Here is a 21,501-nt window from a genome sequence, read left to right as displayed (position 1 = left end):
CCAGGACGTGCGAACGATCGGATCGATGCGAGCACTCGACGAGACCCGCGGCGCAGTACGCGTCGAGGATGTCTACGACACCGACATCGAGGACCTCTGGGACGCCTGTACGACGCCGGACAGGCTGGCGCGCTGGCTCGCCGACGTCGAGGGCGACCGGCGGGTCGGCGGCACCATCCACCTGACCTTCACCAGCTCGGCGAGCACGCCCGCGGTCGTGGAGGTGTGCGACGCGCCGCGGCACCTGCTGCTGCGGACCTCACCCGGGGCGTCGGACGAAGGCGAGACAGAGGCGTGGCTGAGCGAGGAGGGCGAGCGGACCCGGCTCGTCGTCGAGCAGCGTGGGCTGCTCATCGAGAACCTGCCCTTCCACGGCGCCGGTTGGCAGGCCCACCTGGAGGACCTCGGCCGGTCCCTGGAGACCGGGGCCTCGGTCCACCCGGACGGCTGGTCCGCCGACGCGCCCTCGCCGTACTGGCGCGAGCGTTGGACCGAGCTGACGCCGACCTACCAGGCGATGGACGTCGGCTGATGTCGGACGTGATCCGCCTCAGCGGCACGACCGTCAGTGCGCCGGACGCGATCGCGCTCGCGCGCTTCTACGCGGAGATCACCGCAGGCGAGGCGCTGGGCGACGCCGGCTGGGCGACGGTGACAGGTCCGTACGGCGAGATCGGGGTCCAGGGTGTCCCCGACCACCAGCCGCCCACCTGGCCCGGCGGCGAGGTCCCCATGCAGATGCACCTGGACTTCTTCGTCGACGACCTCGTGGCCACCGGGGCGCGGGTGCTGGCCGCCGGCGCGACCCGGTTCGAGCACCAGCCGAACGAGGACCACTGCGTGGTCTACGCCGATCCCGCCGGGCACCCGTTCTGCCTCTCGACCTGGGAGACCGCGAAGCTCGGTTGAGCATGTCTCCCCGCACTGCCAGACTCCGGAGATGGGCACCGACCCGCTCGCCGTCACCTGGTGGGGGCACGCCTCGACGACGGTGGAGATCGCCGGTCGCCGGGTCGCGATCGACCCGCTGCTGACCAACCACCTCTTCCACCTCCGGCGCTACGCGGTGGCGCCGCACGACAGCGCCGTCGACGCCGACGTGGTGCTGGTCTCGCACCTGCACCACGACCACTGCCACCTGCCCTCGCTGGCCCGCGTCGCCCCCGACGTACCGGTGCTGCTGCCGCGCGGAGGTGAACGGCTGTTGCGCGGGCGCCACGACGTCCGGCCCGTGCAGCCGGGTGATGAGCTCGACGTCGCCGGCGTGCACGTGACGGTGCTGCCGGCACATCACGACGGGCGGCGGCTGCCGTGGTCCCGCTACCGCGGCCCGGCCCTGGGCTTCCGGGTCACCTCCGGGGACCGCTCCTTCTGGTACCCCGGTGACACCGGCACGGAGGTGGACCTCCGGGCCGTCGGCCCGGTCGACCTCGCGCTGGTGCCGGTCGGCGGCTGGGGGCACTCGCTCGGCGACGAGCACCTGGACCCCGATCAGGCGGCCGACCTGGTCGGGGACGTCGGCGCCCACTGGGCGGTGCCGGTGCACTGGGGGACGTTCTTCCCGCGCGGGCTCGCCGTGGTGGCGCGGCGTACGCATCAGCACATGTTCGTCACGCCGGGCGAGCGCTTCGCCGCGGCGATGGTGGGCCGCGGAGCCGAGGCCGTCGTCCTCGAGCCCGGCGAGCGGTTCGTGCCCTAGCCGTTCACCCTGTTCAGGCGAGGGAACGGTCTGTCGCCCTCGGCATGATCGACCCCGGGGCTCCGCAGGCCGAGTGCGGTGAGGAGGGGTGCCATGGGTTGGCAGCTGTCGTCGGCCGTTCGCTCTCTCGGCTGGCGTGACGTCGGTGCAGCGCTGATCGGCGTGCTCGGCGCTTCGCTGGGGCTGTGGCTCGGATCCTGGCTCGCCCCCGGCGACCAGGTGCACAGCTGGGAGCAGGCGGTCGCGGCCGGTGCGCTGGTCTTCCTCAGCGGGCTGGTGCTGCGGATGGTGCTGACCCCCTTGGCGGTGCGACTCGGCTGGGTCGGCGCGGTCCTGCTCGGGCTGGGCGGGCAGTGGCTCGCGACCTGGCTGGTGATCTACCCGACGGGCCAGTCCGGGTGGACGGCGTTCTGGTGGTCGGTGGTGACCGCGTGGCTCGTCGCCGCTGTGTCGACCGTCCTCATCTGGCTGGCTACCGCCGGCACCGACGACGCGGTCACCGCGTCCCTGCTGCGGCGTGCCCGACGGACCAGGGTCACCGTCGCCGACCCCGAGATCCCGGGCATCGTCTTCGTGCAGGCCGACGGCGTGCCGTTCCCGGTCCTCGACGTCGGGGTGCGGGCCGGCATGGTGCCGACGCTGTCGCGCTGGGTGCGCAGCGGCAGCCACCGGATGGCCGAGTGGCGCCCGATGCTGCCAGCCACGACGCCGGCGAGCCAGATGGGCATCCTGCACGGCACCATCGACGGCATCCCGGCCTTCCGGTGGGTCGAGCGCGCCACCCAGCGGGTCCTGGTGGCCAACCGGCCGCGCGACGCCGCGGAGATCGAGGCCCGGCACTCCAACGGCCGCGGCCTGCTCGCCGACGACGGCGTCTCGATCAGCAACCTCTTCACCGGCGACGCACCGACCGCCATCGCGACGATGAGCGCAGTCGATCGCTCCCGCGCGACCCGGCAGGCGCGCGAGGCGATCTCGGACTTCCTGGGTCGACCCGCCGGGTTCGCCCGCAGTTTCAACCACACGCTGACCGAGCTCGTCCGGGAGCGCTTCCAGGCCGCGCGGGCCAAGCGCCGCGACGTGCGCCCGCGGATCCACCGCGGTTGGGGCTTCGCGGCCGAGCGGGCCGCGCTCGTCGGCGTACTCCGCGACCTGAACACCACCCTGGTCGCCGACGCGATGCTGCGCGGCCGCCGGGTCGTCTACGTGGACTACGTCGACTACGACGCCGTCGCCCACCACGCCGGCCTGCTGCAGCCCGAGTCGCTCTCCGCACTCGAGGGCATCGACACCGTGATCGCCCAGCTCGAGAAGGTCGCCGAGGTCGCACCACGCCGCTACCACATCGTCGTCCTGTCCGACCACGGCCAGTCGCAGGGGGAGACGTTCGCCGATCGGTACGGCGAGGACCTGCCCGCGCTCGTCGCCCGGTTGACCGAGGCGCCCACCCTGGACGCGGTGCGGAATGCGGAGGGCAGCGGCTCGCTCAACTCGATGGTCGCCTCCGCGGGAGACGGGGACTCGGCCATGGGGCGCGCGCTCAACCGGGTCTCCGACCGGTTGACCGACGACACTTCCGTCGGCGCGGGCGGGGCGGGCGGCGCGGCGGGCGGTGAGGCGAGCCGCGAGGTCAGCGGCGAGACAGCGACGAAGGGGGCGAATCGCTTCCTGGTCTTCGGGTCGGGCAACCTCGGCCTCGTCTACGTCGCCGGCGAGCCGCGCCGGCTGACCCTGGAGGAGATCTGCGACCAGTTCCCGCGACTCGTGCCCGGCATGGTGGGCCACCCCGGGGTCGGCTTCGTGGTCGCGCGCTCGGCGGAGCACGGCACGGTCGTGCTCGGGCCGCGAGGAGAGCACCGGCTCGGTGACGGGCAGGTGCGGGGAGAGGACCCGCTGGAGCGGTTCGGCCCGTTCGCCGGCGGCTTCATCCAGCGTGTCGCAGCCATGGACGAGGCCCCTGACCTCTACGTCAACAGCATGGTCGACGACCTGGGCGAGGTCGCCGCGTTCGAGGACCTCGTCGGCTGCCACGGCGGTCTCGGCGGCTGGCAGGACCGGGCGATGGTGGTCTACCCGGCCGAGCTGAGGCTCCCCGACGACATGGTGGTGGGTGCCCACGAGCTGCATCGCGTCCTCGTCGACTGGCTGGTGCAGCTGGGTCACCGCACCAGCCTGCCCGAGGATGCCGACGACGCCGACGACGCCGACGACGCCGAGGATGCCGACGACGCCGATGGCGCTGATGACGCCGCTGCACCGGTGGGCCCGTGAGCACCGAAGGCCGCCGTCCGCTCGTCCGATGGCTCGTCGATCCCGAGAGTCCGCGGGCCCGGCGACCGCTGGACGTCGCCGCCGCGGTCTCAGGCATCCTGGGGGGCGGGATCGGCACCCGGATGGCCCACGACAACGGCCCGGTCCAGGACGCCGCCGCCCGGCTCGCGACCTCGCTCCCGGGCTGGACGGTCACAGCCGGGCGAGCGGTCTACCTGCTCGCCGCGGCGTACGTCGTCGGCATCGTCCTCGTGGCTGTCGCGTCGCGGTGGCGGCACGCGCCGTTGTCCCTGACCCTCCTGGTCGCGGTGCCCTTGGCGGCGGCCGGCGGGGCGGTCACGTCGCTGGTCGTCGGGGGACACGAGCGAGTCGTGCCGCTGGCCGCGCTGACCGCCGCCCTCTTCGTGCTGCGCGCCTGGATGGTGGAGCCGCTGCGGCGCTACGACGCCACCCTCATCGGGTTGCTCGCCGCGGCCGCCTGGACCGCGGGGACGGGCGAGCCGGCCCTCGTGCTCAGCGCCGTGGGCTGGGGGTTCGGGGGCGCCGGTCTCGGACTGCTGGTGGCCGGCTCGCCGGGCGGCCAGCCCGACCTGGCGGACATCGCGGCCTCGCTGCAGACGCTGGGCGTGGAGGCGCACGATCTCCGCTTCGCCGAGCAGCAGCCGATCGGCGCCCGCGTCGTGGAGGCCACCGCAGCCCGCGGAGCTCCGCTGCTCGTGAAGGTCTACGGCCGCGACGCCGTCGACGCCTACCGGGTGTCCCGGTGGTGGCGAACGGTCGTCTACCGCGACCAGGTGATCCCCGGCGCCACCCGGCTGCAGCTGGTCGAGCATGAGGCACTGCTGACCCTGCTCGCCGAGCAGGCCGGCGTCCCGGTCGCGCCCGTCGTCGCGGCGGCCGAGGCCGGCGGCGATGCGTTGCTGGTGCTCGCCCCACCAGCCGCGGTCGGCGGCGATGCTGCGGAGGTTCCGCTCACCGATGCGTCGCTCCGGCAGACCTGGCACAACGTCGGCCTCCTGCACCACGCGGGGCTCTCCCACGGCCACCTGACCCTGGAGCACCTCGCGTACGCCGACGGCTCGGTCCTCCTGCTCGACCTCGGCGACGGCTCCGTGGCAGCGCCGCCCGCCCGGCTCCAGCAGGACGTGGCGACCCTGGTGACGAGCCTGGCGCTCCGGGTCGGGCCGGACCGCGCGGTGGAGTCCGCGGTCGCCGCCCTCGGACCGGCTGCCCTCGCCGACGCGCAGCCCTATCTCCAGCGCGCCGCACTGCCCCGCAGCCTGCGGGCCGGCGTACGGCGTCCCTCAACGGTGCTCGACGACCTGCGCCGGCTCATCGGCGAACGGGCCGGCGTCCCGCCCGCACCCCCGGCGCCGATCGTGCGGATCGCGTGGCAGGACCTGCTGCGCATCACGATCATGCTGATCGCGGCGTACGCACTGCTGACGGCGCTGGTGCAACTGGACTGGAACCTGGTGTGGCAGTCCTGGAAGAACGCGACCTGGGCGTGGATCGTGATCGGGTTCCTGATTGCGCAGGGGACGTCGGTGTGCGACGCGGTGACCACCATGTCCGCGGTCCGCACCCGGCTGCCGCTGGTCCCACTCGTCCACCTCCAGTACGCGATCAAGCTCGTCGGGCTCGCCGTGTCCGCCACGGCTGGCCGCGCGGCCCTCACCGCCACGTTCGTGACGAAGTTCGGGGAGAGACCGGCGGCCGGCATCACGGCCACCGCCCTGGACTCGGCCGCCGGCTCGGTCGTCAACGTGGTGGTGACGCTCGTCTTCCTGCTGGTCGACGACAACCTGCTCTCCTCGGTGACCCTGGAGACCGACAACCTGGTCCGGCTGCTGGTGTTGCTGGCCGTCGCCGCGGTCGTCTCCGCGGCGGTCGTGGTCGCCGTCCCCAAGCTGCGCCGGTCCTCCATCAAGGCGCTGCACCAGCTGCGCGAAGCGCTCGGCGTCGTTACGACCAGCCCGGCCCGGACCGCGCTGCTGCTGGGCAGCAACCTCGCCTCGCTTGCGGTCACCGCCGTGGCGATGCTCTGCATGGTCGAGGCGATCCATCCGGGGATCTCCTATGCCCAGGCGGTGGCGGTGACCGCCACGTCCGGGCTCATCGCCAGCGTGATCCCGGTGCCGAGCAACGTCGGTGTCGGCGAGGCAGCGATCGCCGCCACGCTCGGCCTGGTGGGGGTGCCGTCCGCGCCTGCGTTCGCGATCGCCGTCACCCAGCGGATCGCGACGTCGTACCTGCCGCCGGTGGTCGGCTCCTACTCGCTGCGCTGGCTGCGTCGGGAGGACTACCTCTGAGGCACCTGCTCTGGCCTGCGGCTGCTCGCCGAGACAGACTGGAGGAGAGAGGAGGAGCACTCCCATGAGCGAGCACTCCGCGGCGCTGCGCACCGGCGTACGTCGCCTCATCCCGCGCTGGGAGCTCGACCACCTGCGCGGCCTCGGATGCGCGCGGATCGGGGGCGCCGCCGCCCTGACCGTCTGCGGTGCGCTCACGGTCACCCTCGGTGGCAGCAGCGCGAAGACCTACGCCTGGGCGGCCGCCTTCCTGCTCTGCGCCGTCCCCAACGCGGTGGTCGGGGTCTGGGAGCTGAGGCTGGCGCGGTCGAGCTCCCGGTGAGGTCGAGGGGGCGCAGCGATCCTGCCCGCGCGCCGCGCGCGCCTGATCGGCAGCGTCAGGCGGTGAAGTCCGCGAGCATCGCCGGGGTGGCGGCGACGGCGACGTCGACGGCCTTCTCGAACGGGACGTTCGCGATCGTCACCTGCTCGGGGCCGGCAGCGGTGGTCGCGACGAGCTGCGCCAGGCCGAGGCGGCGATCCCAGAAGGACCGGTGGATCCGCCACCCGATGATGCCGTCGGTCGCCAGCGCGGTCCGGACAGCCGAGACCCCGCCGGAGGTGCTGACCAGGCAGCCCTCGGTGAGCGCGTGGCCCAGGCGACGGTAGTGCAGCTCGGCGAGCGGTAGCGCCAGGGCCAGGGCGACGACCAGGAGTGCCACCGGCCACCACCACGAGATGTCCACGTCGCCCCAGCCGTCGGGTGCCTGGGTGTCGGCAGCCCAGGTGGCGAGCACGCCGAGGGCGACGAGGGCGAGGGCCGGACGAAGCCGGCGCCAGTAGCAGCGCCGTCGCGCGGCCGGGCCGTGCGGTGTGATCGGCGCGTGCACCGCGGCGTACTCGCCGATCACCTCGACCGCGACCGCCCGCACCGTCTGCCCGGGCGCAGGCGGCAGCAGCCGGGCCTCCTCGGAGCCGAGCCCGGTGGCGAGTACGCCGAGCTCCGCGCCGCCGGCCAGGCCGACCAGGGTCCGGCGGCGGATGACGACCCCGCGGATCTTCGCCTCCTCCAGGGTGGTGCTCTGCTGGGTCAACGCGCCGTGCACCAGTCGCAGCACGGTGCCCTTCCTGCCGTGCTCGCGAGTGATGCGCAGGCCGGCCCAGCGCAGCGCGTAGAACACGCAGGACAGCACCACCCACGCGACCAGGCCGACAGCGAGGCCCTCGAGGAGGAGCACGGGCAGGTCCTCGCCGCCGAACCAGTGCCAGGCGCGGGTCACCTCCTGCGAGGTGATCTCGTCGTGCAGCTTGCCGAGCAGCGCACCGGCGGCCGTCAGCGCGACGACCAGCTGGCCGAGGTTCAGCGGTGCGTACCGGATCCACGACCAGCTCAGCCGCGCGATCTCGCGGCTGGTGGGCCCGGGGTCGTCGATGACGGCCGCAACGTCGGCCGCACCGCCGGTGGCGCCGGTTGCGGCGGTTGCGGCGGTGGCGCCGGGCGTGCCGGGTGCGGGCCGTGCCTCGGGCGCGTCAGGGTGGTGCAGCAGCGCGCGACGCAGCTGCTCGGCGACCTCCGCACTGACCGCGTCGAGCTCGATCGCGCTCTCGTCGACACCGGTGCCGATGGACAGCCTGGCGACGCCGAGCATCCGGTGCACCGGCGAGGCCTGGGTGTCGATGGTGCGGACCCGGTCCAGCCGCGCGGTCAGGGTCGAGCGGCTGAGCAGGCCGCGGCGTACCTCGAGGTGCGTGGCCGTGACGCGATAGGACGTGGTGGCCCAGCGCAGCACCCCCGGAGCGATCACGAAGAACGCGCCGATGAGCACCGCGCCGCTCAGCCCTGAGTTGCGGCCGATCACGACGATCGCGACGGCTGCCGACAGCAGTGTCTGGGCAGCGCTCGCCACGGGATGGGTGATCAGCGTGCGTGCGTCGAGGCGCTGCCACTCCTCGCTCACGTGGCGTCCTCCGGCGTCGCCCCGGCGATGGTGACCAGCTGCGCGACGACCTGCTGGGCGAGGTCGTCGGGCAGACAGGCGATCTCGACGTGCCCGGCGCTGGAGGCGGTCCGGACCGTGACGGTCCGCAGGCCGAACAGGCGCATCAGCGGGCCCTGGGTGGAGTCGACCGTCTGGACGCGGGAGAGCGGCACGATCTCGTCGGTCAGGTCCAGCCAGCCGTAGCGGACGTGGACAGCGATGTCGGTGATCTCCCAGCGGTGGATCCGGTACCGCAGGCGCGGCACCACGAGCAGCCACGGGATCGGCACGAGGAGCAGGAGCGCCGCCGCAAGCCACAGCAACGGCGTCCACCAGCCGTGCGTCCGTGCGGCAAGCACGGCGACGACGATCGCCGCGCACCACAGCGCGACGCCCGCGGCGGCGATCCGAGCACGCCAGTACGCCGGAGCCTTCGGGGAGACCCGTCGGGACGGCTCGCGAAGTGTCGGAGAGGAGCTCACGGCGCAAGCATGGCGCGCGGGCGCCCGCTGACGGAGTAGAACCGGTGGGCGAGGTCGCCGCCGGCCCCTGCTGACGCTAGACCTGGGCGCGGAGGCGCTGCAGCAGGTCGAGCAGGGTCGCCCGCTCGGCGGCGTCGAGCGGGGCGAGGAACTCCGCGTCGAGCTGCTCGCACAGCGGCCGGGCGGTGGCCAGGAGGTCGGCCCCGGTCGTGGTGAGCGAGACGAGCCGGCAGCGGGTGTCGTGGGGAGAGATCCGGCGCTCGACCACGCCACGCTCCTCCAGCCGGACGAGCAGCTCGGCGAGGGCGGTCTTCGTCATCCCGGCCGCCTCCGCGAGCGCGCTCTGGGTCAGCCCGGGTTGCTGGGCCAGAGCGGCCAGCACGGCGTACTGCGGCTTGGTCAGCCCCGGCGTGACGGCGTTCCAGCGGGCGGTGTACTCGTGCATGACGACCCGCATCAGGTGGAAATGCTTGTCAGCGAACATCGTCGGTCCTCCCTTCGTCCGCGCCCATCGTCAACGAATCGGCCCATGGTGGGGAATCGCGATGCAAGGCCTATCCTGGACGAAGATTAGTTCGTATACGAACAGAATGGGATGTGTGTGAGCGAGGCAACGCGCAGGTTCGGCTTCTGGTTGGCGTCGGCCGCGATCCTGGTCTTCAGCGCCGCGGTGGCGGCCCCGTCCCCGGTCTACCCCCTCTACCAGGCCAAGTGGGGGCTCTCGCCCGCCGTGATGACCGGGATCTTCGGGATCTACGTCGCCGGCCTCCTGGCCGGTCTGCTCACCGCCGGCTCGCTGTCCGACCACGTCGGCCGTCGTCCGGTCATCCTTCCAGCTGTCACGATCCTGGTGGCGGCCCTGCTCGTGCTCGGCACGGCCGGCGATCCGACAGCGATCTGGATCGGGCGGGTGCTGGAAGGCCTGGCGATGTCGCTGGTCGTGGGATCCCTCGGTGCGACCCTGCTCGACCTCGCGCCGCCGGGTAACGCCCGCCTCGCCGCGACGTTCAACGGCTCGCTGTGGCCCCTCGGCCTCGCCGTGGGCGCGGTGCTCGGCGGCGCGCTGGTGGAGTTCGCTCCCGACCCGTCACGGCTCGTCTACTTCGTGCTGGCGGTCGTGACGTTGGTGCTCCTGGTCGTGCTCTGGTTCCTGCCCACCCCTCGTGTCCGACGTCCCGGAGCCGTGGCCTCGCTGCGACCGACGATGACGATGCCGCCGAAGGTCCGAGGAGTGTTCCTGGCGGTCCTCGGCTGCCTGCTGGCCGCCTGGGCGCTCGGCGGGCTCTACCTCGGTCTCGGCGCCAGCGTGGTGGCGACGGTCTTCGGCATCCACGCGGCGCTTGCCGCGGGCCTGGCGATGGCGGCGGTCACCGGCGTCGGCGCCATCACCGGCATCCTCGTCCAGCGTCGCGATGCGGTGCACGTGATGGTCGGCGGCAGCACCATGCTGGTGATCGGTCCGGCGCTGATGATCGTGGCGGTCGCCACTGACACGCCGTGGCTGTTCTTCGTCGCCAGCGTCGTGAGCGGCATCGGCTTCGGCGCCGGCTTCCAGGGTGGGCTCCGGCTGATCCTCGCCGAGGTCGCCGAGGGGGACCGTGCCGGCGTGCTCTCCAGCGTGTACGTCGTCTGCTACTGCGCCTTCTGCCTGCCCGCGCTCGCCGCCGGCTTCCTCACCCCGGTCCTCGGGCTCAAGGAGGTGGTGCTGGGCTACGCGGCGCTGGTCATCGCGATGGCGGCCGTGGCCCTGCTGATCCAGCTGCTCAAGCCCTCGGTGCGTGCGGCCGAGGTCGCGGCTGAGGGTGACGAGATCGCTCAGGAGCAGGAGCCGGCCGCGTCCCTCTGAGGTGGGACCGGCGCCGCAGCGGGATACCGGGTGGCATGGACCGGGTGTCGGCGGCATTCGCAGCGGCGCCGCGGGAGGGGTTCCTGCCGCGCGTGGAGCGAGCTCGTGCCGCCGAGGACGCGCCGCTGCCGATCGGGCACCGGCAGACCAACTCACAGCCGCGGACGGTGGAAGCGATGCTCCGGCTGCTCGACGTGGCGCCGGGTCAGCGGGTGCTCGACGTCGGCGCCGGCTCCGGCTGGACGACCGCGCTGCTGGCTCACCTGACCGGGCCGGGCGGCGAGGTGGTCGGCGTCGAGCTCGAGCCGGACCTGGTGCGGTGGGGCGGCGCCAACCTCGCCGCCACGGGCTGGCACTGGGCCACGATCCAGCAGGCGACCGCCGGCGAGCTCGGCGTGCCCGCGCGGGCGCCGTACGACCGGATCCTCGTCTCCGCCGGCGCGCACGAGCTGCCGCGCGCGCTGCTGGCCCAGCTCGGCGACCCCGGGCGGTTGGTGATCCCGGTCGAGGGCACCATGACGCTCGTCGTCCGCGAGCACGGGTACGACGTCGTCAGCCGACACGGCGCCTATCGGTTCGTGCCGCTGCGCTGAGCAGGACCGGGATAGGCAGGGACCGCGGTGGGCATAAACGCCCGCCGCAGTGCCTTGAGACCAGCGTGAGCGTGCATGGCGAGTTCAAGGTCCCCGGCGGCAAGCTGGTCGTCATCGACGGCGTCGTGGAGGGGGAGCGGCTGCGTGAGGTGGTGCTCTCGGGTGACTTCTTCCTGGAGCCCGACGAGGCGCTGGGCGCGCTGACCGAGGTGCTGCAGGACCTGCCGGTCGACATCGCGCTGGACGAGCTGGCCGGGCGGCTCACGGCCGCGAGCGAGGGTGCGGTGATGCTCGGTTTCGGACCGCGCGACATCGCGCTGACGGTGCTGCGCGCGCTGGGTCGGGCGAGCTCCTGGTTCGACCACGACTTCGAGCTGGTCGAGACCGGGCCGTTGGAGCCGAACCTCCAGATGGCCCTCGACGAGGTGCTCGGCCGCCAGGTCGCGGAGGGTCGCCGCCGGCCGGCGTTGCGGATCTGGGACTGGGCCTCGAACGCGGTGATCATCGGCTCCTACCAGTCGGTGCGCAACGAGGTCGACCTGGACGGCGCGCGGCGCCACCACGTCACCGTCGTACGCCGGACGTCGGGTGGGGGTGCGATGTTCGTCGAGCCTGGCAACACGATCACCTACTCGCTCTACGTGCCCGAGACGCTGGTGGCGGGGCTGAGCTTCCAGGAGTCCTACGCATTCTTGGACGCCTGGGTGCTGCGCGGCTTCAAGACGCTGGGAGTGGACGCGTTCTACGCCGGCCTGAACGACATCTCCTCACCGCAGGGAAAGATCGGCGGCTCGGCGCAGAAGCGGGTCAAGGGTGGCGTGATCCACCACGCGACGATGGCCTACGACATGGACGCGGACAAGATGCTCGAGGTGCTGCGGATCGGCCGGGAGAAGCTGTCGGACAAGGGCACCAAGAGCGCCGGCAAGCGGGTCGACCCGGTCCGGTCGCAGACCGGCATGACGCGTGAGGCGGTGGTCGCGGCGCTGCTGGCGGAGTTCGAGGGAAGCTACGGCCTGACGCGGGTCGCGCTGGACGAGGCGACCCGTGCCGAGGCCGAGGAGCTGGCGCGGACGAAGTACGCCACCGCGGAGTGGCTCAACCGAGTGCCGTGATCTCCCCACCGGGGGAGCGGTCGAGGGCACGCGCGATGACCATCCGCTGGATCTGGTTGGTGCCCTCGAAGATCTGCATCACCTTCGCCTCCCGCATGTAGCGCTCGACCGGGAAGTCGCGGGTGTAGCCGTACCCGCCGAGGACCTGGACCGCGTCGGTGGTCACCTTCATCGCGTTGTCGGTCGCGACCAGCTTGGCCACCGACGCCTCCCGCGCGAACGGCAGCCTGGCGTCGCGCAGCGCTGCGGCCGACTGCAGCGTCGCCCGGGCCGAGACCACGGCGGCCTCCATGTCGGCCAGCACGAAGGCCAGTCCCTGGTGGTCGATGATCCGCGACCCGAACGCCTCGCGCTCCTTGGCATAGCCCAGCGCATGGTCGAGCGCGCCCTGGGCGAGGCCGGTGGCGACGGCGGCGATGCCGAGCCGGCCGCTGTCGAGCGCGGCGAGGGCGATCTTGAGCCCCTCCCCGCGGCCGCCGATCAGCCGCTCGTCCGGGACGCGTACGCCGTCGAGGCGCATCGTGGCTGTCGCGGAGCCCGTCAGGCCCATCTTGTGCTCGGGGCTGTCAGCACTGAGGCCGGGCGCGTTCGCCGGGACCAGGAAGCACGAGATGTCGCCCCGATCGTCGCCGGTGCGTGCCAGCACGGTGTAGAAGTCGGCCTGACCGCCGTGGGTCGTCCACGCCTTGGCCCCGGTGAGCACCCACTCGCCACTCGCCGGGTCCTGCACCGCGCGGGTGCGCATCGCGGCCGGGTCGGACCCGGCGTGCGGCTCGGAGAGGCAGTAGGCGCCGAGAAGCGTGCCGCCGAGCATGTCGGGCAGCCAGCGGCGGCGTTGGTCCTCGGTGCCGAACGTCAGCAGCGGGTAGCAGGACAGCGCGTGCACCGAGACACCGACGGCGACCGACGCCCACACCGCGCCGATCTCCTCCAGCACGCGCAGGTAGGTGGAGTAGGTCGTGCCTCCTCCGCCGTACTGCTCGGGGTAGGGGAGGCCGAGCAGGCCGGTCTCACCGAGGAGGCGGAAGACGTCGCGGGGGAACGTCTCGCTCCGCTCCGCCTCGGCGGCCCGTGGGGCCAGCTCGGTGGTGCAGATACGGCGAACGAGGGCGAGGAGGTCGGCCTCCTCGGTCGAGGGGACCACATGGCGTGCGGGCATGGCGGCGGGTTACCTCCGGAGTCGGTGTGGCAACGTGACCCACGTCACGGTCCTCCCGGCATGCGAGAGACAGTGATTGAGACCACATGGATGTCCACCGTAATTGCGACATGATCCGTGGACCACGCCCGCATGGACGAGATCGGCAAAGGAGCCGCGCATGTTGATCGGAGTGATCCGGGAGACCCATCCCGGGGAGACGCGTGTGGCGGCGACGCCGGCCACGGTCAGGCAGTTGCTCGGTCTGGGCTATGAGGTCGTGGTCGAGGCGGGTGCGGGTGCGCTGAGCAGCTTCGCCGATGAGGCGTACGTCGAGGCCGGCGCGCGGGTCGGCTCGGCGGCCGAGGCGTGGGGCGCGGAGGTGGTCTTCGGGGTCAACGGGCCCACGATCGCCGAGGTGGACCGGTTGCGGCCGGGGACGACGGTGGCCGGGTTGTTGGCACCTGCGCAGTCCCCGGAGCTGTTGGCCGCGTTGGCGGCGCACGGTGTGACGGCCTTGGCGATGGATGCGGTGCCGCGGATCAGTCGGGCGCAGTCGCTGGACGTGTTGTCCTCGATGGCGAACATCGCGGGCTACCGCGCGGTGATCGAGGCGGCGCACCACTTCGGTCGGTTCTTCACCGGTCAGGTCACCGCTGCGGGCAAGGTCCCTCCGGCCAAGGTGTTGGTGGCAGGTGCCGGGGTGGCGGGGTTGGCCGCAATCGGTGCGGCGTCCTCGTTGGGCGCGATCGTGCGGGCCACCGACCCGCGGCCGGAGGTGGCCGATCAGGTCAAGTCGCTGGGTGGGGAGTACCTGCCGGTGGTGGTGCCGGCCGAGGAGCAGCAGGTCTCCTCCGACGGCTATGCCAAGGCGACCTCGCAGGCCTATGACGCGGCCGCGGCGCGGCTCTACTCCGATCAGGCCGCGGATGTAGACATCGTGATCACCACGGCGTTGATCCCGGGCCGGCCCGCGCCGCGGCTGGTGACCGCCGCGGACGTGGCGGCGATGCGATCGGGTTCGGTCGTGGTGGACATGGCGGCTGCGCAGGGTGGGAATGTGGAGGGCTCGGTGGCGGGGCAGGTGGTCACCACGCCGGGTGGGGTCACGATCATCGGCTACACCGATCTGGCGGGTCGCCTGCCTGCGCAGGCCTCGCAGCTCTACGGCACCAATCTGGTCAACCTGATGAAGCTGCTCACCCCGGGCAAGGACGGGGTGCTGGTCCTGGACTTCGAGGATGTGGTCCAGCGTGGTCTGACGGTGACCCATGCCGGCCCCGATGGTGGGGAGGTCCTCTGGCCCCCGCCGCCGGTCCAGGTCAGCGCGGCACCCGCAACTGCGGTGACGCCTGTCGAGGCCAAGCCGGCCAAGCCGTCGATGTCGGCGGCCACCAAGCTGGGCCTGGTCGTTGCAGGACTGGTGATCTTCTTCTTCGTCAACGCGACAGCGCCGGATCCGATCCCGCAGCACTTCACGGTGTTGATGCTCTCGATCGTGATCGGCTACTACGTGATCGGGAAGGTCGCGCACGCGCTGCACACCCCGCTGATGTCGGTGACCAACGCCATCTCGGGGGTGATCGTCGTCGGCGCCCTGCTGCAGGTCGGCCACGACAACCACGCGATCCAGGCCCTGGCAGGGGTCGCGATCCTGCTCGCCTCGATCAACGTCTTCGGGGGCTTCGCGGTGACGCGCCGCATGCTCGCCATGTTCGGATCCAGCACCACCGCGAAGGGGAACTGACCATGAGCATCTCGTCGGCCGCGTCCGCGGGCTACATCGTTGCCGCGCTGCTGTTCATCCTCTCCCTGGCAGGGCTCTCCAAGCAGCAGACCGCCAAGCGCGGCTGGGTCGCCGGCGTGACCGGCATGACGATCGCGCTGATCGTGACCGTCATCGCGGCGGTGCACGACTCCGCGGTGCGGGGCACCACCGTGGTGATCATCCTGGTCGCGGTGGTCGTGGGCGCTGCGATCGGCCTGTGGCGGGCCCGGATCGTGGAGATGACCGGGATGCCCGAGTTGATCGCGATGCTGCACAGCTTCGTGGGTCTGGCGGCGGTGCTGGTCGGCTGGGCCAGCTACGTCGAGGTCGAACGGGCGCTGAGCAAGACCTACACCATCATCTGGGACGGGCACGGGCCACGGCCGACCATCTGGACAGTGCTCCACATCGACGCGATGTCCGCCCCGCTGCTGCGGATCCACCACGCCGAGGTCGTGATCGGGATCTTCATCGGCGCCGTGACCTTCACCGGCTCGATCGTGGCCAACCTCAAGCTCTCTGCCCGCATCAAGTCAGCTCCGCTGGTGCTGCCGGGCAAGAATCTGCTCAACGCCGCCGCGCTGGTTGCGTTCGTGGCGCTCACCATCTGGTTCGTCGTCGACCCCAACCTGCTGGCCCTGATCCTGGTCACCATCGTCGCGCTCGCCTTCGGTTGGCATCTGGTGGCCTCGATCGGTGGGGGTGACATGCCGGTCGTGGTCTCGATGCTGAACAGCTACTCCGGCTGGGCCGCAGCCGCCTCCGGATTCCTGCTCAACAACGACCTCCTCATCGTCACCGGCGCCCTCGTCGGATCCTCGGGTGCCTACCTGTCCTACATCATGTGCCAGGCCATGAACCGCTCCTTCCTCTCCGTCATCGCCGGCGGCTTCGGCATCGAGGCACCCACCGGCGAGGAGACCGACTACGGCGAGCACCGCGAGCTCAACGCCGAGGCCGCCGCCGACCTCCTCGCCTCCGCAACCAGCGTGGTCATCACCCCCGGCTACGGCATGGCCGTGGCCCAGGCCCAATACCCCGTCGCCGAACTCGTCCGGACCCTCCAAGCCCGCGGCATCGAGGTGAAGTTCGGGATCCACCCCGTCGCCGGCCGCCTACCGGGCCACATGAACGTCCTGCTCGCCGAGGCCAAGGTCCCCTACGACATCGTCTTGGAGATGGACGAGATCAACGACGACCTCGCCTCCACCGACGTCGTCCTGGTCATCGGTGCCAACGACACCGTCAACCCCGCCGCCGCCGAAGACCCCACCTCACCCATCGCCGGCATGCCCGTGCTCCGGGTCTGGGAGGCCAAGGACGTCATCGTGTTCAAACGCTCCATGGCGACCGGCTACGCCGGCGTCCAGAACCCGCTCTTCTTCCGCGAGAACACCCAGATGCTCTTCGGCGACGCCAAGACCAAGGTCGAAGACATCCTGGCGGCCCTCAACAGCCGCGTCCCCGCCTGAGGGACGACACGAACCGGCGTACCCGCGAGAAAGGGTCCTCCGCGCCGACCGGCACGGAGGACCCTTTCGTCACGGGTTGGCCAGGTCGTCGGGGCACGCCGTACCCCGCGGGATCTTGTACGGCGCAGCGATCCGATACGTGCCGGCGCTGGGGGCGTGCAGCACCGTCCAGACGTCGGTGGGCTGCCCGGAGACGACCGGTTCGTGCAGCTCGGTGAGGCAACCGTAGATGTTGACCGGGTCCGCGTCGTCGTCTTGGCTCTGCGGAGCCGGGACGGCGTGACCGCGCAGGTCGACGACCGAGAGCCACGGCGAGGCCGGAACCCGCAGCAGCACTGTGGCCTTGCGCGGCACCGAGACCACGATCTCGGTCGCGGTGAACGAGGTGACGGTCGCAGGAGGATCGGCCAGCGGGGTCGGATCCAGGACGCGATAGAGCTTCCAGTCCTGGTTGGACCAGACCGGCTTGAGGTAGGGCAGGTCACTGCGCACCAGCGCGGCCTCCGCCTTCGCGGCACCGTCGGGCTCGCCCGGCGGCAGCACCACGTAGTGCACCGCCCAGCGGTCCAGCCAGGCGCGATAGGTGTCGGCGGTGAGCGGGTTCTTGGTGTCGTAGAAGAGCGGGTTGCGCTCCAGGTCGGCCTGCCGGTTCCAGCCCCGCGCCAGGTTGGCGTACGGCGCCAGAGCGGAGGACTCCCGGTGCGATCGCGACGGCACCACTTCGACGCGCCCGAGCTTGGCGCCGCGGATGGCGAACTGGTGCAGCAGGGCATTGATGTCGTAGCGCCAGGCCGCGTCCGGCCGCTCGTGGACGTAGTCGACCGTGGCGACCGCGCCCTGCCAGATCAGGCTGGTCAGGATCGCGCACACGATGAGGAGCCGGCGCGGGACCCAGCGCAGGAACGCCAGCGGGTTGCGGTCCACGCCGGCGCACAACGGCGCCAGCAGGGCGGAGGTGCCGAAGACCAGCGACAGCCGCACCACGTTGGTGCCGATCGGGCTGGGCACCAGCCAGGCGAACAGCACCGCGGCGATGTAGATCAGTGCGGTCAGCCGCACCACCCGCCAGCTGGACGGGGTGACCAGCCACACGGCGAGGGCCAGCACGACCGGGAGGATCGCGGAGTACCAGTGCATCGGCTGCTTGCCGCCGAACGGGAAGACCAGCGCGCTGACGATGACCACGAGCACCGGAGGGATGCCCAGCACGTAGGCGGCGCGTCGGCGACGGCACAGCCACAGGGCGGCGGCCACCAGGCCGAGGAAGAAGCCTGCCACCGGGCTGCCGAAGGTGGACAGCGTCGCCATCACCACGGCGACCACGCCCTGGAGCACTCGACGGCGCCGGTGGTCCAGCTGCCACGACTCTGGCCAGGCGACCACGGCGCCGAGCGCCGCGAGCGCGAACATGATGCCGAGCGCGAAGGTCACCCGCCCGGAGACGGCGTTGGCGGTGAGCGCCAGCGCCGCCGCCAGCGAGGGCCACAGCGGACGCTTCACCTCGGGCAGCTGGACCAGCAGCAGCGCGGTCAGGGTGGCGGCGCCGATGCTGGAGAGCACCAGCGTCGTACGGACGCCGATCAGTGCCATCAGGTAGGGCGAGATGACGCTGTAGGAGACGGGGTGCATCCCGCCGTACCAGCTGAGGTTGTAGGCGCTGCCCGGGTGCAGCCGCGCGAACTCGGCCCAGGCGTCCTGAGCGGCGATGTCGCCGCCGGTGGTCGAGAGTCCGAAGCGCCAGATCAGCAGGAGGACGGTCGAGACCAGGAAGGTGAGGCCGACGGTCTGCGCCCGGGCGTCGTGTATCAGTCGCCCCTTGGGACTGACGCGGGGTACGCCGACATCGACGCTGCTCACGGTCGGACCTGTCTCCCGCCGAAGCGTCGGTAGACGGTCAGGTGGGCGATCCAGACGGAGATCGCCGCGATGGCCACACCGCCGACGAGATCCAGGGTGAAGTGCCAGCCGAAGTAGACCGTGGCGATCACGACGGGGATGAGGTAGAGGCCGGTGAGCCAGGCGAGCAGGCGCTTGCGCAGGTAGATCATCGTCAGCAGGACGGTGGTGGTGAAGCCGACGTGCAGGCTGGCGAAGGCCGAGATGCCGACGAACGCGCTGGGGTCGTGCGGGTGCGCCAGGAAGAACTCCCGGTCCTTGATGTTGTCGATCACCATCGTCGTCACCGCCGTGTGCGGCAGCCCGGCGAACTCCTGCGGCGCCGAGAACACCGGTCCCAACGTGGGCACGAGGTAGTAGGACGCGGTGCCGAGGATCCAGGTCCACATGCCCGCGATCACCATCACGTGGGCGTGGCGAAGATCGTCGAGGAACGCCAGGCAGCCCACCACGGCGAAGGTGCACACGTAGGTGAAGATCTTGTAGAAGAACGCCAGCGGGTGGGCAGCGACATCGGTGCCGAGCAGGTCGTGCAGCAGCACCGCGGGGCTGTGGCCGCCGAACAGGTCGCGGTCGAAGCGCAGCATCCAGTCGTCGTGCGGGGTCTGGAAGGCGACCCAGTTCTTCAGGTTGCGGTAGAAGAGGTAGACCAGGTGGTAGGCGAGCAACGCCGAGGCCACCAGCGCCAGTCGGGTGGGAGCCAGCCGGCGGCGTACGACGTCGCGAGCCGCGGCGCGGCTGCGGCCGGCGCGCCACCAGCGGATCACGATGTCGATCACGGCCAGGACCGCGAAGAACCAGACCGCGCCCAGCAGCTTCTTGGCGAACATCTTCCCGTGCGGATCGCGCATCGGGACGTCGACGTGATGGGACCAGAAGAGCGCGATCAGGCCGAAGACGACGACCACGCCCCACATCGTCCACACCGCCGGTGCGAGCCGGGGGAGCGAGGGCTGCGGGGAGGGGGCTGTCGCCGACGGCAGACTCTCGACACGTGCGGCACCCACGGTCGGCAATGGTACGGGGATGCGGGTGGGAGCCCGAGTCGGCGACGAGTTTGGCCAAACTCGCCCGGCCATGTGACGGGCCACCCTAGAGTGCGACCGCGGAGGTGTCATGTTCATCAGTGAGGTCGACCAGGGTCTCGAGCGACTCCTCCGGGAGGGCCTGCCCTTCCCGGAGCATGTGGGCGATATCAGCTTCGAGACACCCAACGACTCGTGGGCGGCGACGCTGTCCCGTCTGACCGTGAATGTCTTCCTCTACCAGGTCGACCGCAGCAGCCAGCCCGGCCGTGCGCCGGTCATGCGCAGCGTCGAGGGTGGCCCCGCCTACCAGCGCCGTCCGCAGCCGATGATCGAGCTCGGCTACCTGGTCAGTGCCTGGGCCGGAAGCCCGCGCGACGAGCATCAGCTGCTCAGCAGCGTGGTCAGCCTCCTGGCAGGTACGGCGACGCTGCCCGAGCGCGTCGCTCCGGAGGGCCTCAGCTCGTCGGTGAGCCTCTCGCTCGGTGGTCAGCTCGGTCCGCGGGACGTCTGGCAGGGGCTCGGCGGCAAGCTGCGCCCCAGCCTGCTCATGACCGCAACGGTTGCCGCCGACACCTGGGACTGGGAGCTGCAGGCGCCGGCAGTCGAGAGGCTCTCGGTGCTCAGCAACCCGTCGCCGATCCCGCCGGTGCGCGGCTGATCGCTGCTGGCCGCGGGTTCCGACTCGACGGTCATGCGGCGACGTCTCGGGTGTCACGACGCGAGCCCTCTGAGGTCAAGGCGCGGCGTCTGGACTCTGCGGCGGAAGCGGTAGTCGCCGCTGGGGAGTCGGATGGTCTCGTACGTCGTGTCGTGTGCTTTGCGGTGGTGGTGGCCGCAGAGGAGGGCGGCGTTGGTCAGGTCGGTGGGTCCGCCTCGGCTCCAGGGATTGTCGTGGTGGGCGTCGCACCAGGTCGCGGGGACGGTGCAGCCCTCGGCTCGGCAGTGCCGGTCCCTGACCTTCAACGCTTTGTGCTGGGCCGGTGAGAACAGCCGTCTGGCTCGGCCGAGGTCCAACGGCTCGGACTTTCCGCCCAGCACGTAGGGGATGATCGCGGCGGTGCACGCCAGCCGCCGGGTCTCGCCCGCGGAGATCGGGGTCTGACCGAGGCTTGCGGTGCCGAGCTCGCTGCGCAGCTGGTCTAGCGGGATGGCCACGATGATGGTGGTGGTGTCCCCGCCATGGGCCGGAACCCCGTCGCCGCGCACACATTCGAGCAACTGGGCGAACGCGTCGGCGAACAGCCGGTTGCGGGGACGCACTTTGCCGTCGGCCTCCAGCGCGGCAACCCTTGGCTGAGCGAAGGCCTCCAACAGCGTCCGCAACCGCTCACCGACGGCTTCGGGCACGATCGCGTGGATGCGGGTCATCCCGTCGCCGTGGTCGCTGATCGACAACGTCGCTTTCGCGTGGGCGGCTTCTTCGAGTCGGCGGATGGCTTGGGCTTCGGCTGCTTCTGCGATCTCGGGTGCCACGACCTCGAGGAGGTGGTGGGTGAGGTGGCGTAGGTCTTTGGGGCGGTGTTGGCCGGCGAGGTCGCACAGGTGCGCCTCGGCCTTCTCGATCACGCCGTCGGGTAGGTCGTCGGGCAGTGCGGCGAGCCCGTCGAGGATCACCCGGGCATGCTTCACACCGAACCGACCCTCGGCCAACGCGGCCCGTACCACCGGCCGCCCTTCCAACCCACGCGCCAGGGCGAGCGCCGCGTGCGCGGCCCGGCTGTCGACGACCTCCTGGGCGACCAGCCACGACGCCACATCCCGTGCACCGATCTCCTCGGCCACGTCCCGGCTGGCGGCCATCACCCGCAGCCGCAGCTCGGCGAGCCGTGCTTCGAGCCGCGTCAGTGCCAGCAGCGCGGCGGCTTTGTCGGTGGTGGAGAGGAAGATCGGATTCGCATCGACCGCCTGACTCAGGGCGGCATC

At 71.6% G+C, this 21,501-nt stretch carries 19 protein-coding genes; 12 read left to right on the top strand and 7 right to left on the bottom strand.

Going from position 1 to position 21,501, the window contains the following annotated elements:
• Positions 1-25 precede the first annotated feature (25 nt).
• The 6 genes from H036_RS0100135 to H036_RS0100110 all read left to right on the top strand — a co-directional run bounded on the left by H036_RS0100135 (position 26) and on the right by H036_RS0100110 (position 6,604).
• On the top strand, positions 26-532 hold the full coding sequence (locus H036_RS0100135; RefSeq protein WP_036487194.1) for an SRPBCC family protein: 507 nt from the start codon (positions 26-28) through the stop codon (positions 530-532).
• Positions 532-909, top strand: coding sequence for a VOC family protein (locus H036_RS0100130; RefSeq protein ID WP_017932732.1), 378 nt, complete (start codon positions 532-534; stop codon positions 907-909). The genes H036_RS0100135 and H036_RS0100130 overlap by 1 nt, the downstream gene beginning before the upstream one ends.
• Positions 910-940: 31 nt before the next feature.
• Positions 941-1,699 carry an MBL fold metallo-hydrolase gene (locus tag H036_RS0100125; RefSeq protein ID WP_017932731.1) on the top strand — a complete coding sequence of 253 codons (759 nt, stop codon included), beginning with the start codon at positions 941-943 and terminating at the stop codon, positions 1,697-1,699.
• Positions 1,700-1,792: 93 nt separating this feature from the next.
• Positions 1,793-3,970: a phage holin family protein gene (locus tag H036_RS21300; protein ID WP_017932730.1), complete on the top strand. Its 2,178-nt coding sequence runs from the start codon at positions 1,793-1,795 to the stop codon at positions 3,968-3,970.
• Positions 3,967-6,282 carry a lysylphosphatidylglycerol synthase domain-containing protein gene (locus H036_RS21295; protein ID WP_017932729.1) on the top strand — a complete coding sequence of 772 codons (2,316 nt, stop codon included), beginning with the start codon at positions 3,967-3,969 and terminating at the stop codon, positions 6,280-6,282. Before H036_RS21300 ends, H036_RS21295 begins: the two co-directional genes overlap by 4 nt.
• 64 nt (positions 6,283-6,346) lie before the next feature.
• Positions 6,347-6,604 (top strand): hypothetical protein, encoded by a 258-nt coding sequence (locus H036_RS0100110; protein WP_017932728.1) that lies wholly within the window; start codon positions 6,347-6,349, stop codon positions 6,602-6,604.
• A gap of 55 nt (positions 6,605-6,659) precedes the next feature.
• Here H036_RS0100110 and H036_RS0100105 read toward each other — a convergent pair whose 3' ends face one another.
• The 3 genes from H036_RS0100105 to H036_RS0100095 form a co-directional block, all read right to left on the bottom strand.
• On the bottom strand, positions 6,660-8,219 hold the full coding sequence (locus tag H036_RS0100105; RefSeq protein WP_017932727.1) for a PH domain-containing protein: 1,560 nt from the start codon (positions 8,217-8,219) through the stop codon (positions 6,660-6,662).
• Positions 8,216-8,722 carry a PH domain-containing protein gene (locus H036_RS0100100; protein ID WP_017932726.1) on the bottom strand — a complete coding sequence of 169 codons (507 nt, stop codon included), beginning with the start codon at positions 8,720-8,722 and terminating at the stop codon, positions 8,216-8,218. The genes H036_RS0100105 and H036_RS0100100 overlap by 4 nt, the downstream gene beginning before the upstream one ends.
• Positions 8,723-8,798: 76 nt before the next feature.
• The gene (locus H036_RS0100095; RefSeq protein ID WP_017932725.1) at positions 8,799-9,206 is read right to left on the bottom strand and encodes a MarR family winged helix-turn-helix transcriptional regulator; all 408 of its coding nucleotides are present in this window, start codon (positions 9,204-9,206) and stop codon (positions 8,799-8,801) included.
• A 117-nt stretch (positions 9,207-9,323) separates the two neighbouring features.
• Here H036_RS0100095 and H036_RS21290 point away from each other — a divergent pair, with 117 nt between their 5' ends.
• The 3 genes from H036_RS21290 to H036_RS0100080 all read left to right on the top strand — a co-directional run bounded on the left by H036_RS21290 (position 9,324) and on the right by H036_RS0100080 (position 12,276).
• A complete protein-coding gene (locus H036_RS21290; protein WP_017932724.1) occupies positions 9,324-10,568 on the top strand; it encodes an MFS transporter in 1,245 nt (414 codons plus the stop codon).
• A gap of 35 nt (positions 10,569-10,603) precedes the next feature.
• On the top strand, positions 10,604-11,161 hold the full coding sequence (locus H036_RS0100085) for a protein-L-isoaspartate O-methyltransferase family protein (RefSeq protein WP_017932723.1): 558 nt from the start codon (positions 10,604-10,606) through the stop codon (positions 11,159-11,161).
• 65 nt (positions 11,162-11,226) lie between these two features.
• On the top strand, positions 11,227-12,276 hold the full coding sequence (locus tag H036_RS0100080; RefSeq protein WP_017932722.1) for a lipoate--protein ligase family protein: 1,050 nt from the start codon (positions 11,227-11,229) through the stop codon (positions 12,274-12,276).
• Here H036_RS0100080 and H036_RS0100075 read toward each other — a convergent pair.
• Positions 12,260-13,435 (bottom strand): acyl-CoA dehydrogenase family protein, encoded by a 1,176-nt coding sequence (locus tag H036_RS0100075; protein ID WP_026145667.1) that lies wholly within the window; start codon positions 13,433-13,435, stop codon positions 12,260-12,262. The two genes, H036_RS0100080 and H036_RS0100075, sit on opposite strands and share 17 nt — an antisense overlap.
• Before the next feature lie 160 nt (positions 13,436-13,595).
• Between H036_RS0100075 and H036_RS0100070 the strand changes: the two genes are divergently transcribed.
• Positions 13,596-15,161: a Re/Si-specific NAD(P)(+) transhydrogenase subunit alpha gene (locus H036_RS0100070; RefSeq protein ID WP_017932720.1), complete on the top strand. Its 1,566-nt coding sequence runs from the start codon at positions 13,596-13,598 to the stop codon at positions 15,159-15,161.
• A gap of 2 nt (positions 15,162-15,163) precedes the next feature.
• Positions 15,164-16,654 carry a Re/Si-specific NAD(P)(+) transhydrogenase subunit beta gene (pntB, locus tag H036_RS0100065; RefSeq protein WP_017932719.1) on the top strand — a complete coding sequence of 497 codons (1,491 nt, stop codon included), beginning with the start codon at positions 15,164-15,166 and terminating at the stop codon, positions 16,652-16,654.
• Between the two features lie 69 nt (positions 16,655-16,723).
• Here the strand turns inward: pntB and H036_RS0100060 are convergent, their stop codons facing one another.
• Entirely contained in the window at positions 16,724-18,511 is a 1,788-nt protein-coding gene (locus H036_RS0100060) for a hypothetical protein (RefSeq protein WP_017932718.1), read from the bottom strand.
• Complete coding sequence (locus H036_RS0100055; RefSeq protein WP_157416909.1) at positions 18,508-19,557, bottom strand: phosphatase PAP2 family protein; 1,050 nt, start codon at positions 19,555-19,557, stop codon at positions 18,508-18,510. The genes H036_RS0100060 and H036_RS0100055 overlap by 4 nt, the downstream gene beginning before the upstream one ends.
• Positions 19,558-19,666: 109 nt before the next feature.
• On the opposite strand from H036_RS0100055, the gene H036_RS24075 reads away from it, so the two are divergent.
• Positions 19,667-20,236 carry a DUF4255 domain-containing protein gene (locus H036_RS24075; protein WP_017932716.1) on the top strand — a complete coding sequence of 190 codons (570 nt, stop codon included), beginning with the start codon at positions 19,667-19,669 and terminating at the stop codon, positions 20,234-20,236.
• A gap of 53 nt (positions 20,237-20,289) precedes the next feature.
• Here H036_RS24075 and H036_RS24070 read toward each other — a convergent pair.
• Positions 20,290-21,501 (bottom strand): HNH endonuclease signature motif containing protein (locus tag H036_RS24070; protein ID WP_017932715.1); only part of this gene is annotated, 1,212 nt, incomplete at its 5' end.

The organism is Nocardioides sp. Iso805N (assembly GCF_000364605.1).
Lineage (GTDB): Bacteria > Actinomycetota > Actinomycetes > Propionibacteriales > Nocardioidaceae > Nocardioides.
Note: the sequence above shows the minus strand (reverse complement) of the source record. Positions and strands in the feature narration are given on the sequence as shown.

Excerpts from the sequence above, each read along its gene's own strand:
- H036_RS0100135 (WP_036487194.1), top strand. The coding sequence starts at position 26 with ATGCGAGCACTCGACGAGACCCGCGGCGCAGTACGCGTCGAGGATGTC.
- H036_RS0100110 (WP_017932728.1), top strand. The coding sequence starts at position 6,347 with ATGAGCGAGCACTCCGCGGCGCTGCGCACCGGCGTACGTCGCCTCATC.
- H036_RS24075 (WP_017932716.1), top strand. The coding sequence starts at position 19,667 with ATGTTCATCAGTGAGGTCGACCAGGGTCTCGAGCGACTCCTCCGGGAG.
- pntB (WP_017932719.1), top strand. The coding sequence starts at position 15,164 with ATGAGCATCTCGTCGGCCGCGTCCGCGGGCTACATCGTTGCCGCGCTG.
- H036_RS0100130 (WP_017932732.1), top strand. The coding sequence starts at position 532 with ATGTCGGACGTGATCCGCCTCAGCGGCACGACCGTCAGTGCGCCGGAC.
- H036_RS21300 (WP_017932730.1), top strand. The coding sequence starts at position 1,793 with ATGGGTTGGCAGCTGTCGTCGGCCGTTCGCTCTCTCGGCTGGCGTGAC.
- H036_RS0100095 (WP_017932725.1), bottom strand. The coding sequence starts at position 9,206 with ATGTTCGCTGACAAGCATTTCCACCTGATGCGGGTCGTCATGCACGAG.
- H036_RS0100070 (WP_017932720.1), top strand. The coding sequence starts at position 13,596 with ATGTTGATCGGAGTGATCCGGGAGACCCATCCCGGGGAGACGCGTGTG.
- H036_RS0100085 (WP_017932723.1), top strand. The coding sequence starts at position 10,604 with ATGGACCGGGTGTCGGCGGCATTCGCAGCGGCGCCGCGGGAGGGGTTC.
- H036_RS0100075 (WP_026145667.1), bottom strand. The coding sequence starts at position 13,435 with ATGCCCGCACGCCATGTGGTCCCCTCGACCGAGGAGGCCGACCTCCTC.
- H036_RS0100125 (WP_017932731.1), top strand. The coding sequence starts at position 941 with ATGGGCACCGACCCGCTCGCCGTCACCTGGTGGGGGCACGCCTCGACG.